The 15,967-nt window shown below is 62.0% G+C and carries 14 protein-coding genes; 4 read left to right on the forward strand and 10 right to left on the reverse strand.

Features of this window, described 5'->3' with window-relative positions:
- Positions 1–16 precede the first annotated feature (16 nt).
- The 3 genes from HLA91_RS08785 to HLA91_RS14060 all read right to left on the reverse strand — a co-directional run bounded on the left by HLA91_RS08785 (position 17) and on the right by HLA91_RS14060 (position 3,307).
- On the reverse strand, positions 17–1,723 hold the full coding sequence (locus HLA91_RS08785; RefSeq protein WP_170274372.1) for a formate--tetrahydrofolate ligase: 1,707 nt from the start codon (positions 1,721–1,723) through the stop codon (positions 17–19).
- Positions 1,724–1,777: 54 nt separating this feature from the next.
- Positions 1,778–2,863, reverse strand: coding sequence for a hypothetical protein (locus HLA91_RS08790; RefSeq protein ID WP_170274373.1), 1,086 nt, complete (start codon positions 2,861–2,863; stop codon positions 1,778–1,780).
- A 315-nt stretch (positions 2,864–3,178) separates the two neighbouring features.
- Complete coding sequence (locus HLA91_RS14060; RefSeq protein ID WP_259834508.1) at positions 3,179–3,307, reverse strand: hypothetical protein; 129 nt, start codon at positions 3,305–3,307, stop codon at positions 3,179–3,181.
- Between the two features lie 333 nt (positions 3,308–3,640).
- On the opposite strand from HLA91_RS14060, the gene HLA91_RS08795 reads away from it, so the two are divergent.
- Both HLA91_RS08795 and HLA91_RS08800 read left to right on the forward strand, forming a co-directional pair.
- The gene (locus HLA91_RS08795) at positions 3,641–4,903 is read left to right on the forward strand and encodes a CDP-glycerol glycerophosphotransferase family protein (protein ID WP_170274374.1); all 1,263 of its coding nucleotides are present in this window, start codon (positions 3,641–3,643) and stop codon (positions 4,901–4,903) included.
- Between the two features lie 647 nt (positions 4,904–5,550).
- A complete protein-coding gene (locus HLA91_RS08800) occupies positions 5,551–6,852 on the forward strand; it encodes a glycosyltransferase (RefSeq protein WP_170274375.1) in 1,302 nt (433 codons plus the stop codon).
- Between the two features lie 6 nt (positions 6,853–6,858).
- Here the strand turns inward: HLA91_RS08800 and HLA91_RS08805 are convergent, their stop codons facing one another.
- The 7 genes from HLA91_RS08805 to HLA91_RS08835 form a co-directional block, all read right to left on the reverse strand.
- Positions 6,859–8,310, reverse strand: coding sequence for a glycosyltransferase family 2 protein (locus HLA91_RS08805; RefSeq protein ID WP_170274376.1), 1,452 nt, complete (start codon positions 8,308–8,310; stop codon positions 6,859–6,861).
- A gap of 107 nt (positions 8,311–8,417) precedes the next feature.
- On the reverse strand, positions 8,418–9,251 hold the full coding sequence (locus tag HLA91_RS08810) for a glycosyltransferase family 2 protein (protein WP_170274531.1): 834 nt from the start codon (positions 9,249–9,251) through the stop codon (positions 8,418–8,420).
- A gap of 236 nt (positions 9,252–9,487) precedes the next feature.
- Positions 9,488–10,321 (reverse strand): CDP-alcohol phosphatidyltransferase family protein, encoded by an 834-nt coding sequence (locus HLA91_RS08815; RefSeq protein WP_170274377.1) that lies wholly within the window; start codon positions 10,319–10,321, stop codon positions 9,488–9,490.
- 86 nt (positions 10,322–10,407) lie between these two features.
- Positions 10,408–11,388 carry a UDP-glucose 4-epimerase GalE gene (gene galE / locus HLA91_RS08820; protein ID WP_170274378.1) on the reverse strand — a complete coding sequence of 327 codons (981 nt, stop codon included), beginning with the start codon at positions 11,386–11,388 and terminating at the stop codon, positions 10,408–10,410.
- Between the two features lie 82 nt (positions 11,389–11,470).
- A complete protein-coding gene (tagD, locus tag HLA91_RS08825) occupies positions 11,471–11,857 on the reverse strand; it encodes a glycerol-3-phosphate cytidylyltransferase (RefSeq protein WP_170274379.1) in 387 nt (128 codons plus the stop codon).
- Positions 11,858–11,983: 126 nt separating this feature from the next.
- Positions 11,984–13,303 carry a hypothetical protein gene (locus HLA91_RS08830; protein ID WP_204514216.1) on the reverse strand — a complete coding sequence of 440 codons (1,320 nt, stop codon included), beginning with the start codon at positions 13,301–13,303 and terminating at the stop codon, positions 11,984–11,986.
- A 64-nt stretch (positions 13,304–13,367) separates the two neighbouring features.
- The gene (locus HLA91_RS08835; RefSeq protein ID WP_170274380.1) at positions 13,368–14,351 is read right to left on the reverse strand and encodes a hypothetical protein; all 984 of its coding nucleotides are present in this window, start codon (positions 14,349–14,351) and stop codon (positions 13,368–13,370) included.
- Positions 14,352–14,490: 139 nt separating this feature from the next.
- On the opposite strand from HLA91_RS08835, the gene HLA91_RS08840 reads away from it, so the two are divergent.
- Positions 14,491–15,495, forward strand: a complete 1,005-nt coding sequence (locus HLA91_RS08840; RefSeq protein WP_170274381.1) for an aldo/keto reductase family protein — start codon at positions 14,491–14,493, stop codon at positions 15,493–15,495.
- A gap of 222 nt (positions 15,496–15,717) precedes the next feature.
- Positions 15,718–15,948, forward strand: a complete 231-nt coding sequence (locus HLA91_RS08845; protein ID WP_170274382.1) for a hypothetical protein — start codon at positions 15,718–15,720, stop codon at positions 15,946–15,948.
- The last annotated feature ends 19 nt before the right edge of the window (positions 15,949–15,967 follow it).

The raw sequence follows: 15,967 nt of genomic DNA on the forward strand, positions 1-15,967 counted from the left end.
CAGCATTGAGGGCAGGTCAGAACAACCCGGTGATGCGGCCGTCATCATCGACGTCGATGGTCAGTGCCGCCGGCTTCTTCGGCAGGCCGGGCATCGTCATGATGTCTCCGCAGACTGCGACGACGAAACCGGCACCGGCGGACAATCGCACGTCACGGACTTCGAGGACGTGGCCCTCCGGTGCGCCGCGCAGGGCTGCGTCAGTGCTGAAGGAGTACTGCGTCTTGGCAATGCACACGGGAAGCTGTGCGTAGCCTTCCGCAGCGAACTGATCGAGCTTGCGCTTGACCGCCGGTGGGAACCGCACCTCGCCGGCCCGGTAGATCCGAGTGGCGACGGTCTCGATCTTCTCCGCCAGGCTGGCGTCGGGCTCGTATGCGTACTGCGGGGCGGCCTCCTCGGGGTGCTGAGCAGCTGCCATCACCGCACGCGCCAGCTCCACCGCGCCGGCCCCGCCCTCGGCCCAGTGCCGGGCTTCGACTGCGGTGACGCCTTCGGCGGCGAGGTCGTCGATGAGCGCGGAGATCTCTGCGTCGGTATCAGATGGGAACCGGTTGATGCTCACAACTGCGGGAATACCGAAGACGCTGCGCAGGTTCTCCAGGTGGCGGCGCAGATTCGGCAGTCCGGCGCGCATCGCCTCGATGTTCTCGTCTTCGAGAGCGGTCTTGTCGACACCGCCGTGGTATTTCAGCGCCCGGACGGTCGCCACGACGACTGTGGCCGAGGGCCAGATTCCGGCTGCGCGGGCCTTGATGTCGAGGAACTTCTCAGCTCCCAAGTCAGCGCCGAAGCCGGCTTCTGTCACCGCCCACTGGCCGAAAGTCAGCGCGGCATCGGTGGCGAGCACTGAGTTGCAGCCGTGGGCGATGTTGGCGAACGGGCCACCGTGGACGAATGCCGGGGTGTGTTCGATGCTCTGGACGAGGTTCGGGGCCAGCGCATTGCGCAGCAGCGCGGTCATCGCACCGGCCGCTCCCACATCGGCGACGGTCACTGGTTCCTTGTTGCGGGTGCGGGCGAGCACGATGCGTCCAAGGCGCTCCTTGAGGTCCTCAAGACTGGTCGCCAGGCAGAACACGGCCATCACCTCGCTGGCGACGACGATGTCGAAGGCGTCTTCGCGCGGGACGCCGCCGTTGTAGCCGCCGAGCCCGATGGCTGCGGCACGCAGGGCCCGGTCGTTGAGGTCGACGACGCGGCGGATGGTGATCCGGCGCGGGTCGATGTCGAGTTCGTTGCCGTGATGCATGTGGTTGTCGAGCATCGCGGCAGCGAGATTGTTGGCCAGGGCGATGGCTGCGAAGTCGCCGGTGAAGTGGAGGTTGATGTCTTCCATCGGCAGCACTTGCGCGTGTCCGCCGCCGGCAGCGCCGCCCTTCATGCCGAACACAGGGCCGAGGCTGGGCTCACGCAGGGCGAGAACGGCCGGGTGCTTACCCGGCACCTCGGGCCAGGATTCGAGTCGGGCGACTTCGTTGATCGCATCGGCCAGGCCGATGCTCGTCGTGGTCTTGCCTTCACCGGCAGGGGTCGGGCTCATGGCGGTGACGAGGATGAGGCGGCCGGGCTCGGCATCTTCTCTGTCCAGCACGGACAGGGGGATCTTGGCCTTGTCGTGACCGAAGGGGATGATGTCGGCTGCACTTAGTCCGACAGAGGCTGCGATGTCTCCGATCGGCTTGAGCTGTGCTTGGGAGGCGATTTCGAGGTCGGTGGACATGGGTTCAGTATGTCACGATGACCCGCTGACAGAACTGGTTTCGTGCGTTCTTCTTCAGCAGTCCTGATCGCCGTCTGCGACTGCTGGCTGAGGCTGCATCCACTGCGGTTCGCTGAGCAGAAACCGGACTGCGGCGAACAGCGTCTGCTCCGTGCTTGGTGAGCACAGCACCCGCGGCTGCCCCGGCGACCCGGCATGACCGGGACCGAGCTTGAGATTGTGAATTCGCCGCTTGCCGAGCAGCGCCTGGTTCGCGGCATCCATCACCTGCGCATGGGTGGGCGGCTGTCCTGTAGCGCGGAGCTCCAGCGCGAGGCTGTCGACGATGTCGTGAACAGGAACGGAAACGGTGCCAGCAGTGAAGGCGCGCTCTCCGCCGGTGTGGCGACGGGCCTGCAGCTCAGCAGCGGTGCAGCTGAGCCGCACGAGCCCGGCGAATTCCGGTTTGGCGGCGCGGTCGATCCAGCGGAAGTAGCCGGTCACCACCGCCGAGGCGTCGATGATCTCGCTTTCTTCGACGAGCGATTCTTCGCGCATCTCGCGCAGCATTCCGCTCAGCAGCAGTTCGGTCAGGGGGATCCGCAGCTTTCGTGCGCGTGCGCCTCTGCGCAGCAGCGAGGGTACCAGCAGCTGCCAGGGCCGGAAATCAGGATCAGCGTCAATGTGTTCCAGCGAGCCTGAACCGGATGCAGCGAGCGCACTGGGGGCGACGGAGTTGCCGGCGGTCTGCTGGACGAAGATGAAATGGTCATCAGCGGTGACGGCCATGATCGAGATGCCGACGATGTTCGCAGCACCGGCGTTCTCCAGTGCGCGGATGTTGAAAGAACTGTCGAGCACGTATTCCTGCACCGGCGAGACCTCCGCGGCATCGGAGTCCGCGTGAGCCGGTGGGGTCAGGTCGCTGTCGTTGACCAGACCCCAGACCTCGTTCGAAGCCTCGCCGTCGAAGTACGTCACCGGGGTGACGTCGACGTTGCCGGATTCCAGTTGCGCCACCGTCGGTTCGGTTGACAGCCGCAGCAGGCGACCGTTGAAGCGCACAGGCAGCCGCACCCGGCGCGAGGTGTTGCGGTCGAAGCGCAGGGCCGCACCTGCGTGCTTTTCCAGAGTGGCCGGCATTTCGAAATCACGGGACATCAGACGGGCGAGCATTCTGTGCTGTACAGGTTCGGCCGCGTTCGCGTGATATGGCGACTGACGCTGCAGCAGACGGTCGACAGCTTCATCCCACCAGAACTCGACAGGCACCGGGCCTGGCTGATTGGAGGATTCGGCGAGCCTGGGCTCGGCAGCCTTCCACTGCACCGCTTGTTCCGGCTGCGCATGATGATCGCGGTGCCGGTAGGGACGAGTGCGCGGTCGGAAGCGCGTGGCATGCCATTTCGACCAGATCCGGCCGGCGTCGAAGATCAGCGCGAGCGCACCAGCGACCGCCCCGGCGATGAAGACCGGTCAGACCCACGCCTCCGCCAGCGCGACGATACCGGCAGTGAACATGAAGAGGGCCCACAGCAGACGCGTCTCCTGCGCGTAGACGAATCGGGCGTAGTCGAAATGCGACTGCAGATGGCGCCAGATCACAGCCGGCTTCAATTCCGGCCTGCCGCGCTTGTGCCGCGTTCCTGAGTCCGCTGCCTGTCAGTGTGCATGCTCCAGCTCTCTCCATCGTTCATCTCCAACCGTCTATCGATTCAACCCTACGGGAGCACAGCCGGGTTCCCACCCGGCCTGCAACCGGGTTCAAGGCGGAGCCCCGGGGCGTGGGTCACGTACGGTGGCGCGCGGCCTTCTAAGAAGCGGACGCCAGCCTTGCTATGATTCTGTGAGCGTTTCGACGTTCCACCTGCCCCTGCGACCGTCTAGCAGCTTGTTTGAGCGGGTGCGCTCACTCAGCTCATGAAAGGGTTCTGCAGTATGAAGGATTGGCTCAGGCAACAGGCAGCGGGAGTCCTGAAATCGCGAGCCTGGCAACGCACCCGCACATGGATCCGCGGTTACCGGGCCCCCGCGGCCGGCCACGAGATCGACGACATCCTCGTCCCCGCCGAGGTCGTCGCGTATTTCGGTGACCACGCCGAAAAGATCTACCAGCTGGAGCAGTGGCTGCCAGTACTCGAAGAACTCGACAAGACCCACCGCGTTGTCCTCGTATTCCGGAAGCTCAATGCGCTTCGGGCTCTTAAGGGCAGGACAAAGCTGCAGAAGGTTTTCATCCGCCGTTTCGACGATCTCATCACCCTGTACTACGAAAACGCGTACGCTCTTGGTCTGTACGTGAACAACGGTGTGACGAACTTCCAGTCGCTGAGCTACCCACCGATGGTGCACGTTCATGTCAATCACGGAGAGTCTGACAAGATCAGCATGGTGTCCAATCAGGCGAAGGCCTATGACAAGGTGTTCGTCGCCGGCCAAGCTGCTGTCGAACGCCACCGGCGGGCGCTGATTGACTTCAACGAAGCGAACCTCGTTCGCGTCGGTCGCCCGCAGCTCGACATTCCGCGCACCTCCAGTCTGCCGCCGACCTCCAAGCGCACCGTGCTGTACGCGCCGACGTGGGAAGGTGAGAACGACTCGAACAACTACACCTCGATCGATGTCTACGGCCCGCAGATCGTGGAGGCGGTGCTAGCGCTGCCGAATGTGCGCCTCGTCTACAAGCCCCATCCGCGTGTGCAGGAAACGCAGAACTCGACGATGGCTGAAGCCGATGCGCAGATCCGTGCGCTCATAGCCGATTCAAACGCCGCTGGCGGTGAACATCTCGTCGAAATGCAGGGCGACATCCTGGGCATGTTCGATGCCGTGTCACTGCTCATCACCGATATCTCCAGCGTCGGCCTCGACTTCCTATACCTGCACCCCGAGGTGCCGATCGTACTGACCGATCGCCGCACGGATCGTGCGACGCTCAATGCCGAGTCTCCGGTCTCTCAGGCAGCGCCAGTCATCGATGAATCGACGATCGGGCAAACGGTGCTGCTGCTCCAGGAGGCGATCGAGCATGACAAGTTCGCTTCAGCGCGTGCGGAAATGCGCACGTTCTACTTCGGCGACGGTGAGCCGGGGTCATCGTCGCAGGCGTTCCTGTCAGCGATCGACCAGCTCGTCAGCGACCGCCGCCACCAACTGCGCAACTACGACGTCGAGGGTAGCAACATGGAAGCTGCCGACTGATATATTGCGGCAGAATTTGACTGCTCGATTCACTTCGAAACGATTTGAGACTGGACTGCTCAACCATGTTGATTTCAAACTCTACAGCCTTCGCGCCGCTTCGCAGACACATTCAACAAGCTCGCGTCAAATTCCCCCGCATACAAATCGTAAGCCTCACTTGGAATATCCCTGAAAATTTCGGTGGACTCACAAACGTTCTGCTACGGCGCACGTCCCTAATTGCCCAACTTGGTGGTTTCGATGTGCCAATCTTGACACTTGGCCCTCAGCCAGATGTGAAGGCCAAAGAGCGAGAACTTCGAGAGATTGGAATGATCGGGAAACGTGTCCACCTGCGCAACGTGTGGGTTGAAATCGCAGCGATGAATGATCGTCAGCTCGATCGACTAGCCATTTCAGGCTTACCGGTACCTCAGAGAACCCATCCTAGTCCGTCGCACATTGAAGATTCTGACGATAAATGCCGGCGGACGTCTTTCGACTCAACTGGCGCTACCCTGCGAATCGACCACCTGCGTGCGGACAATACTGTCGTCGTGCGGGACGAACGTAAGGATCCTAACGGGCACGGCGTTATTCTATATAATACTTCTGGAAAACCCCTTTGCAGGTGGGACCGAATTCGCGACCTGTACTTTGCGTGGATGGACGCGGCCATCGGTGACGAAGAAACATTCTTGATCAACGACTCGGCTTTTATTGGATCTTTTCTTGGACATTACCAGCGCCCCCACGTTCGAAAAATTCAAGCGATTCACAGCGCACACCTCGAGCCAGATGCTCCGTCGCTCTATGGCCCCGTATTTGCGGCGAAGAAGGAGATCATTACTGATCATGCTCAGTTCGACGCCTTGACACTGCTCACTGAGCGTCAGTGCAGTGAACTCCGTAAAGCATTTCCGGCTGCAAATAATACTGTTGTAATTCCAAATTCGCGACGCGTGGCCAAATCCGGCACTCAAGATATGCGTCACCGAAACCCCGGGTCGGGTATTATCTTAGCAAGATTGTCAAGCGTAAAACGAATCGACATCGCAATAGATTCTCTGCGAATATTAAAAGAAGACCGAAAGACGACAACACCGACACTAGACATCTTCGGCACCGGGCCAGATTTGTCACTACTACAAAATTTAGTATCCAACCTGAACCTCAGCAACGACGTAAAATTTCGGGGCTACAGTCACGAGACTTCGAATCTTTTGAACCAAGCATCTTTCCTCGTACTCAGTAGCAAAAGCGAAGGGTTCGGCCTCGTACTCGTCGAAGCAATGGCTGCGGGGTGCGTTCCAATCGCTTTTGACATCCGATACGGGCCAAGCGACATCATCACTCACGGTGTCGATGGGTTCCTTGTGCCCGATGGAGACTCCAGTGCGCTTGCCGCAACGATAGCCGAGTTTCTCGAAATGAGCGAGAAGGACCGTCTCAAGATGAGGAATGCAGCAAGAGCGAATGCTCGGAGGTTTGGGGATGTCACCGTGACACAAATGTGGGCTGAACTCTGCCACCGGTTAATCAAACGTCCTGTCCGTCCACTTGTAGCCGGGCGATTTGCCGAAGTATCGTTGATTCGACTGAGTTCTCAAGATTCATTTTCCGCAGTGATACTTTGCGGTAGGACTGCTGGTGGCTGGGCTTCAGCCGGTGCGGACACGTATCTGAGGGCTCGGACACGTAGCGGACTATATGGCTTTGAAGTACCAGTACGCTTGCATGATGACGAAACTTTCGATGTCTCTATACCCTTGACTCATTTTGCTGCTCAAAGCCCAGAAGTATACGATTTCTGGCTCACCGTAGCTGGCGCCCAGCAACACCGACGAGTTTCCGTTGCGACAGGCGCTGAGATCATCCCCCCCTCCTCAACCAATTCGCAGGTTGGACGATTCTACAAAACGGACCAAGGCAACCTCAGCCTTGCTATCGAGCCGGCACGGCTCTGAATCCGATCAGCGCCTCACTGCGTTCTTGATCTTCCGTGCCCAGGCCAGGATTTCACCAAGCCGACCGGTAGTCAGCTTGATGCTGATATTGCCCTGTGCTGTACAGTACGGATGCACGTTCCCGCGCGCCACCAGCGAAGCCTCGACTTCAGGCGCCGAAGCGACGCGGGCCCGCTGCACCAAATCCTTGCGCGGGTCGTCGTCATAACCCACTCGGCGGATGAGGTGAAGATCGACGACGCGTTCACTCGGAACCAGGAGTCTCCGCCAGCCCAACCGGAACTCTGCCGTGATGGTGTTGCTCTTTTTATCAGCGCCTCGGGTCAGCCGTACCGCCGGAAGCATGTAGCTCCAGTTCGAGCCGCGCTTTGAGACTTGCAGGACATGCGACTCGTCCACAGCGCCGCCAGAGAAGACCCGGGAACGGATCTGCAGCTCGGCACCGCGGGAGGTGAGTTGCCACCGCACAAGCGTGGGGGCAAGCTCAACAGCTGCGATCTGTGAACCAACGCGAATCGCCTCGATGTCGCCGGCTCTCACCCATTCGCTGCGACTGCGGAATGGCTCCTCAAGGGCGGCTTCCAGTTCGACGGGAATGAACTCCCGCTGGAACTGCTGATGCACCTCGATGAATCGCTTTGCGCGCTCCTGCTTAAGCCTGACGAACCGATCCGGTGCGTAGAACTTCAAACATTTGCGACGGTACAAATCGAGGATGATCCGGTCGGCTCGCTTAGGATCCGGATCGTAATCGCGAATGTTCCGGCTCACCTGAGCGATCGCCCAGGTGTACTCATCGGGATCGAGGTAGCGAGAGCTGATGTTCTGCCCGTCGTCGCGGGACCGGATCTGATAGTAGTCTGCGCCGGTGACCACCGACACCCGCTGCGCTAGGAAATAGGCCCGCGAGAGCATGATGCCGTCTTCGAGCCTGACTTTCTCCTCGGGGAATCGCAGTCCGTGCTTGTCGAGGAACGTTCGACGGAAGAGCTTCATCGGGCCCAATGTCTTCAGCACGCTCGAAAGGTCCGCATCGATGCGCGTACGGGCATAGAGCTTGGGTTGCACCCAGCGGCCGTTAATCGACCCCATCTGCGGCAGCACGATATCGGAGGCGTGCGCATCAGCAAAGTCACACATCACGGTGAACGCACTGGGGTCGAACTTGTCATCGGAGTCCGCGAAGAAAACATAGCGGCCGCGAGCCGCATTCAGAGCCCGGTTGCGCGGCTGGCCTGGCCACCCCCAGTTCTCCTGATGGATGACGTGCAGGTTGCTGTGGGTGGCGGCAAAGCGGTCGAGTTCGTCACCGCTACCGTCCGTTGAGCCGTCGTCAACGGCAATGACTTCGAACTCTGCGGCCGGCATCGTCTGTGAGAACACAGAATCGAGAAGCTCTGTGAGGTATGGCATCGAGTTGTAGACGGGGATGATGAGGGAGAGCCTTAGCTCGGTCATTTCCACCCTTTCCGATTCAGGTGTTTCTCCACACGAGAGCGGTTCTGGTGAGTGCTGAGCCGCACGAGCCGCGGGCCTCACACCCTTGCCCAAGTGAACCATCAGCTCTACACTACTGGCGGTCGGCCGTAGCGGGCCATCCGCAGCAGCCCGCGAGTGGAGAGCTTTTCGTGATCTTCTTCAGGACCCCAGGGGTCATCGCGCCAACCATCGATCCAGCCGCTGAACCAGGGTCGCAGCTGCTCGGGTTTGGTTGCCCAGCGCGTGGTCTGCATGAGCGTCCAGGACGCCACGTAGGCGAGGCTGAACGGCAGGGGCAAGTTGCGTCTGGCCAGCCACACGCGGTTGCGGGCGTTCATGTAGAAGTACTCTTCGTGCCGCCGCTGATCGATCACTGGGTGGGCGACCGAGACATCGCCCATGTACCAGACCTGGTAGCCAGCATCCCAGATCCGCCAGGCCAGTTCGATGCCCTCATGGGCGTACCAGAACGGCGCTGGCCAGCCGCCACAAGCGTCGAAGGCCTTGCGCTGCAGGCACACCGCCCCCTCCCACACGGAGAAGACGTTCGAGGACTGCTCAGCGCTGCCCTTCTTCAGGCGCGGAATCCAGCGTTTGGGTGCCGGTGTGCCGGAGGGGTCCTCGACGCGCGGTTGGATGAGACCGATGCTGGGCTTGGTGCGCATGAGCTGCGCCATGCGCATGAGGGTCGTGTCGTCAGGCAGCCAGGCATCATCATCGAGGAAGAAGAGGAACTCCCCCTCGACATGCGGCACGCCCTCGTTGCGTCCGGCCGGAATGCCGATGTTGTTCGGAAGCGCCTGCGTCTTGACCTGCGCCGGCAGGCCAGATGGCTCCCAGCCGTTGCCCACGCAAATGATGTCGAGATCCACGCCGCGCTGAGCGAGCAGCGAATCAATGCCGCGGCGCAGGTCATCCATCCTCTTACCCTGTGTAAGCACGACGACACCGAAGGAGTACAGACGCGACTTCTTCGCAGCAGCTTTCTCCTCCGCAGCCGAGGTGCCGGGCAGGTGGCCGTGGCGGGCGCGCACCGCACGTTCGAGTTTGCGGCGCTCCCGCGAGCTGTCACGCAGGGACCCGAGCTGCGGGGTGTCGAAGGCCCCCGTCGGGATCGGCCGAGTGGCGTCCTTGTGCGTATGGATGTGTTCGTGTGTCATGCCGACAATCTCCTTGAGGCCATGATCGCCAGGAAGTGCCCGACCACCGACAGCGCACACAGCGGCACTAGGAGGGTGATGAGCCAGCGCTCTCCAATGAGCTCTGGTCCGGCACTGGTTGAGGCGACGAGGGTGACGATCGCGGCGATGACGGCCAGGATCGACATCTCGACTGAGTGGTACAGGCGGTGAAAGGGAACGAAGCGGGCGACCAGTTTGAGGGTGGCGAGCAGACCTGAGGGAATGGCGGTGGCCTGAGCGGTGTCCGGCAGCTTGCCGAGGCCGTTGAAGGCGCGGGCGACATGCACCATGTCGTTAAGAGCCTTGTTGAGAATCACAAGGAACCCGAGGATCGCTCCGGCCAGCAGGTACGGGTATGAGCCCGCCGGGTCGTCGTGCAGGTTGGAGAACTCACCGACGGCACGGGCGCCCAGGGCGATCGCAACGAGTCCTTCGGTGGTGTAATGGCCGACTTTGTCGAGAAAGACGCCCGTGGCCCCCATCGTGCCGCGCCAGCGTGCGACCTCACCATCGCAGCAGTCCAGGTACATCTGCAGCTGCGAGAAGAACAGTGCCAGCAGCGGGCCGAGCAGCCCCGGAATCAGCAGCGAGGCTGCGATTAGCCAGCCGGAGAGGATCATGAGTCCGGTGACGCCGTTGGCGGTGATCGGGGTGCGGACGAGCAACACCGTCGTATAGATCGAGAAGTGGCGCAGGTACAGCTGTGCGGTCCAGTGCTCGGCGTTCTTCCGGGCACGCACCTCTGGAGGCTGCGCGATAGCGCGCAGCTCTTCGAGCGTCGGCCGCTGCGGCCGGACAGGACTGAGCACATTCCCTCCAAGCTGATCGCGGCTGTCCAGATCGGTCTGACCGTTCAGTTTACCGTCAATTCACCGGAAGGACATGCAGGTACCGTTCAGCCCTGTGCCTGGCTGCCTTTTGCCTCGACAGCGGAGGTGATGATGTCGGTGAGGTCGTACTGCGCCTTCCATGCGAACTCGCGCCCGATCCGGTCGACATTGGCGATGAGCTGTGGTGGGTCACCAGCGCGACGTTCGCCCATGACGGGGGTGATCGGTCGGCCTAGGACGCGTGCCACTGTGTCGATCACCTCGCTGACGGAGGCGCCGGCACCGGTGCCGACATTGAAGACGGACTCCGAAGTCGGGCCCTCACTGGCCGCGAGATAGTCGAGGGCATAAATATGAGCTTCGGCCAGATCGGCAACGTGGACGTAGTCGCGGATGCACGTACCGTCCGGTGTGTCGTAGTCGTCTCCGAAGATCACCGGCGCCTCTCCACGGCCGATCCGGTCGAGAACGATCGGAACGAGGTTCATGATCGCTGTGTCGGCGAGATCCTCCCAGCCGGTGCCAGCGACGTTGAAGTAGCGCAGCTTTGCAGCCTTGAGGCCGGTGGCGGTCATGGCGTTGTCGATCATCCATTCGCCAATCAGCTTGGTCTGGCCGTACGGATTGATCGGCTTGCAGTCGATGTCCTCCGGCACCTGCTGCACGTCCGGCATACCGTATGTTGCTGCCGAGGATGAGAACACCATGGTTCCAACGCTGGATGCTTCCATCGCGGCGAGCAGATTCGCCAGCCCTCCGACGTTCTGTCGGTAGTACCAGATGGGCTTCTCAACGGACTCTCCCACCTGCTTTTTTGCAGCAAAGTGGATAACGGAGTCGACTCCGTACTCAGTGATCACCTGCGCGAGCCGAGGTTCAGCATCGGGCTCGGCAAGGTCGATCCGCTCCAACGGCGTGCTGCTGACGCGATTCTCGACTCCGGTGGACAGATCATCCACTACCACAACGCGGTCACCCCGCTGTTCCAACATGCGAACAACGTGGGAGCCAATGTACCCGGCGCCACCGGTCACCAGTACTGACATCGCCACTCCTCCATGCGCAACTTCGCTGACGCGGCCTTACACCGAATGATCGCACACACGGCGAACTTGGCGCTCTCCAGGCCTACGACGAGAGGTCGGACTTGATCTGCGTCGTTGAGATCTCAGGTGTGCGTGGCAAGTAGACGACCTCACAGTGCTCTTCGAGTTCGTCGAACTTCCCTTGCCAGTCGTCGCCCATGACGAATACGTCGATGTGATACCGCTGTACGTCGTCGGGTTTCTGCTCCCACGTTTCCTCTGGGATAACGAGGTCGACGTACCTGATCGCTTCGAGCATGCGCTTGCGATCTTCGTAGCTGAAGTACGACTTCTTTCCCTTGCCAGCATTGAACTCATCCGTCGAAAGCGCTACGACGAGGTAGTCGCCTTGTTCTTTGCACCGCTGCAGCAGGCGGATGTGGCCGTAGTGCAGCAGGTCGAACGTGCCGTAAGTGATGATGCGGCGCATTGGTGAAGTCTCCGTTGTTTGGAAGCGACGGTAACAGGGCCTCGCCGGGAAGCAGGCCGGGATCCGCATAATGGTAACGGGTTAATTACACCTAGGTAAAATCTGTGCGAACGCCCCCGCGGGGGCCTACCGCCTTTTGCCTCTCACCTGGCTTGCACCAGTGCGTCCCGACCCACTGAGCTCACTTGTACTGCGTTCTCCGACGATTCGAATCGTCGCAGCTTCGAAGCGAAGCTGCTGCTGACCCGGTTCCGTGTTTCCGAGGTAGTGGGCCTGGGCATCGCGCACCGCACCGCTATCAGACGAACCCGCAGTTGCGATCACTAGGTCGACGATTTCACTCGGCTGACGCGCCTCACCCGCGGGCACACGGTCGAAGAGCCCACCAGGCAGCACTTCTGCACCGGGATCATCCGGCCGGACGAGTACGAGCGGCTTGCCTGTCGAGAGCCAGTCGAAGGCCAATGCCGACATTTCGGCAAGGCATGCACCAGCTGCGTCGAACTGCCACCCCAGGTGAGCATCATCGTCGAGGTATCCGCGCGGATGCTCAATCACCAACTGTTTGACCGCAGCCAGCGCCTGTGCCGTTCCGACATCCATGACCCCGGTACGCGGGTGGGGGCGGAAGATCACCCGACAGCCGGCATCAAGCAGCCCGCGCACGATTGCCGGGCCGTTGTGCTTGAGGGTGCCATACGCCATCGACGGGGAGTCACCCTCCCAGGTGGGGGCGTAGAACACGGTCAACCGTACGCTACCGCTCACCTCCTGCCAGGCCTGCGGCGCCTGGCGCGGCGCGTCGAGCTGCGGGCGACCGATGTCGATCATGCGCGCTTCGCCGCCCTGCTCCCGGAATCCGACGAGCGTGTCTAAGAGGCGCTGGCGAGCGGCCTGGCCAGCGGTGAAGATGTAATCGTAGGCCTTGAGCTGATTGGAGATCATCGAGACCTTCTCGCTCTCCCCGTGACTCAGGTGCACATGCGCTGGCCGGGTGAAGCGCAGCGCCTGGAAATTCATCGTCGCTTGGTTGACGTAGAAGACGACACGCAGACTCGGCTGACCCATAAAGGCTTCAAGGTCCTTGGCAAGCCGGCCGAAACGAACCGGAAGCTGGGTAGCCGGTGTGATGCTGCGGGCGTGCTCGGCACTGCGACAGAAGATCGCCAACGGGGCCTCACCGTGCCCTTCCTCGACAAGGCGCTCAGACAGCCTCTCAAACGGCACCAGCCATTCACGCAGCTGATAGAGGCTGGCCGCATCCCCGGCGAAATAGGCCGCAACGACGAAAGCGTCGTCCGGTTGCGGCGCATATGTCGGGGCAAGTCCGCGTTCGGCGAGACGACCGCGGACCAACGTCGCACTGGCGCGTGCGATCGACCGGCCACGATTGACAGCCTGGATGCCGACTCGACGCAACTGGTCGGAGCGTGTCGGGAAACTCATGCCCATCACCCTAGCCTGCATCCGTGCACAGCAACCGGGAATCGGCAGACCTGCACTGGTGTCATCAGGTCAGCGCTATGCGGTCCTCCGATTCCCGCCACGCGACTTCGAGCCAGACCGAACCGAGTGCTGCATCAGCGGTGCTGCCGGTGGTGAGCCGCGAGCGCAGCTGGACGGTTTCCTCAGAGGTGGCCATGGTTGCCCTGAGGAAGGAGCGCAGGATCTCATCGTTTACGTCGCAGGCAGGAATGCGCAGCTGACGGTCGATGTCTGCGTTCGGGTGCCGGTCGAGGACCGCACCCATGTCGGGGAACCGGACTTCGAGGCGGTTGGCCAGGTCGCCGGCACACTGCAGGTTGTCAGCGCATGCCCGAGCGACTGCCTCGACCGGATCGTCGATGAGGGTCAGCAGCACGTCAGGCGGGAGGTCTGGGTTCGCGGCCAGCTGGGTGCGCAGCTCATCGGGTCCCCATCCGCAGATGACACGCGCGGCTTCCTTCGCCAGTCCGGGTTTGGCCGGGTCATCGGCACCATGACTCGACTTCTCCGGGAAGCGCCGAATGACATCCTCGTAGTGCCATTCGTAAAACTGGCTGCGCGGCACGTTGAGGTAGTCCTCTTCGCGCAGAATCCGCTCCCACACCTCGCCGACGGTATCGGTGGGGATCGGTTCGCCGGCCTTCTCTTTGCCCAAGACGACCGACTCGCGCACCCCGCAGGCACGCTTCTGCCTGCGGGTGGCGATCAAGGAGCGCAGCGCGTAGGCGGGTTTGTCGATCCAGTCGGCGAACGGCGACTCGAAGTGGCGGATGATCGACATCGAGTTCCATCGACCTGTGCGCTCAGGGTCGACGGCGTTGATGACACAGTCCTGCACAGAGTCAAGGGTCAGCAGGATCTGGCGGAACTCCGGGTGGTTGTGGGACTCCCGGGCGAGCACGTATGCGATGTCCTGCGGTATCCGGCGCATGCCGGTCAGGTGTGCGATAGCCGCATCCCACTGCGCGTTCGACACGGCACTGCGCACCTCAGACCACTCGGCACTCATAATCACCATTCAACCATGAGCAATTCAGGGAACACAGTGTGCCATGTCAGCCCTCACAGGTCTGTCCTGCCGGTAGTGTGAGGAGGTGAGGCCGTGCCAGGCAGGCACCGGTCATTGATCTGCAAGAGAGGACTACCTGATGGAATTCCGTTACCTCGGCAACAGCGGACTCAAGATCTCCGAGATCACCTACGGCAACTGGCTCACCCACGGCTCCCAGGTTGAAAACGAGATCGCGACCAAGTGCGTGCATGCCGCACTCGACGCCGGCATCACGAGCTTCGACACCGCAGACGTCTACGCCAATACCAAGGCCGAGTCGGTCCTCGGCGAAGCCCTCAAAGGCCAGCGCCGCGAGTCACTGGAGATCTTCACCAAGGTCTACTGGCCCACCGGCCCGCGCGGGCACAACGACTGCGGCCTGTCGCGCAAACACATCATGGAATCGATCAACGGTTCGCTCTCCCGCCTGCAGACCGACTACGTCGACCTCTACCAAGCGCACCGCTACGACAACGAGACCCCACTCGAAGAGACGATGCAGGCGTTTGCCGATGTCGTCCGATCCGGCAAGGCCCTCTACATCGGTGTGAGCGAATGGACCGCTGAGCAGATCCGGGCCGCCCACGGGATGGCCACGGATCTCGGCATCCAGCTCATCTCCTCACAGCCGCAGTACAACATGCTCTGGCGGGTCATCGAACCCGAGGTGGTGCCGACCTGTCAGGAGCTGGGCATCTCCCAGATCGTGTGGTCGCCGATCGCCCAGGGCGTGCTGACCGGCAAGTACAAGCCCGGCCAGCCGCTGCCCGAAGGTTCGCGTGCCACCGATGAGTCCGGTGGCGCAAAGGCCGTGGCCGGACTGCTCGAGGACGAGACCCTTGAAGCCGTTGCCAAGCTCGAGCCGATCGCCCAGGACCTGAACCTGACGATGGCACAGCTGGCGATCGCCTGGGTGCTGGCCAACGACAACGTCGCTGCCGCACTCGTCGGCGCCTCACGCCCCGAGCAGATCACCTCGAACGCCGAGGCCGCCGGGGTCAAGCTCGATGCAGATGTGCTCACGAAGATCGACGATGCCCTCGCAGGTGTCGTCAAGCGCGACCCGAAGCTCACCGTCTCCCCGGAGACCCGTCCCTGCTGAGGCCTGCAGCCGGCGTCGGCTGAGACAAGCCGACAGAGACGCATACTGGGCGGTGCACTGCGGTGCACCGCCCAGTTCCATGCCCGGCCGCTGGGACCTGCGGCATGCCCGGCCGCTGGGACTTGTGGCGGACCTGCCACATACCGAGCACCCTTGACGCACCAGCCCGGGGTTGACTCGGTGGTGAGCCCTCCACCGCCGAGCCGATTGCAGGAGTCTGCTGTGTACTCACGCCCACCTCATCGGGACATCCCCCGAGACCTCTACGGCCTGCCTGCCACTCCCCCGGACACCCGCACCCCGAGTCCGGCTCCTGACCGGTCGAGCTTTTCACCAGCGGCCACGCTGCGCCGCTCGCGGGGCGCACGCACAGTGGTCATCGTCATGAGTGTCGTCATCGCAGCGGCCCTGCTCGCAGGACTCACGGCAGCTGTGCTGTCCGGTGGCGTCTGACCAGGTGACGACTGTGGCA

Origin of the sequence: Brevibacterium luteolum, assembly GCF_013004595.1 — a bacterium.
Taxonomy (GTDB): Bacteria; Actinomycetota; Actinomycetes; order Actinomycetales; family Brevibacteriaceae; genus Brevibacterium; species Brevibacterium luteolum.

Coding starts and splice junctions, on each gene's coding strand:
- HLA91_RS08785 (WP_170274372.1), bottom strand. CDS start 1,723: ATGTCCACCGACCTCGAAATCGCCTCCCAAGCACAGCTCAAGCCGATC.
- HLA91_RS08790 (WP_170274373.1), bottom strand. CDS start 2,863: ATGTCCCGTGATTTCGAAATGCCGGCCACTCTGGAAAAGCACGCAGGT.
- HLA91_RS08795 (WP_170274374.1), top strand. CDS start 3,641: ATGAAGGATTGGCTCAGGCAACAGGCAGCGGGAGTCCTGAAATCGCGA.
- HLA91_RS08800 (WP_170274375.1), top strand. CDS start 5,551: ATGGACGCGGCCATCGGTGACGAAGAAACATTCTTGATCAACGACTCG.
- HLA91_RS08805 (WP_170274376.1), bottom strand. CDS start 8,310: ATGACCGAGCTAAGGCTCTCCCTCATCATCCCCGTCTACAACTCGATG.
- HLA91_RS08810 (WP_170274531.1), bottom strand. CDS start 9,251: ATGGATGACCTGCGCCGCGGCATTGATTCGCTGCTCGCTCAGCGCGGC.
- galE (WP_170274378.1), bottom strand. CDS start 11,388: ATGTCAGTACTGGTGACCGGTGGCGCCGGGTACATTGGCTCCCACGTT.
- tagD (WP_170274379.1), bottom strand. CDS start 11,857: ATGCGCCGCATCATCACTTACGGCACGTTCGACCTGCTGCACTACGGC.
- HLA91_RS08830 (WP_204514216.1), bottom strand. CDS start 13,303: ATGAGTTTCCCGACACGCTCCGACCAGTTGCGTCGAGTCGGCATCCAG.
- HLA91_RS08835 (WP_170274380.1), bottom strand. CDS start 14,351: ATGAGTGCCGAGTGGTCTGAGGTGCGCAGTGCCGTGTCGAACGCGCAG.
- HLA91_RS08840 (WP_170274381.1), top strand. CDS start 14,491: ATGGAATTCCGTTACCTCGGCAACAGCGGACTCAAGATCTCCGAGATC.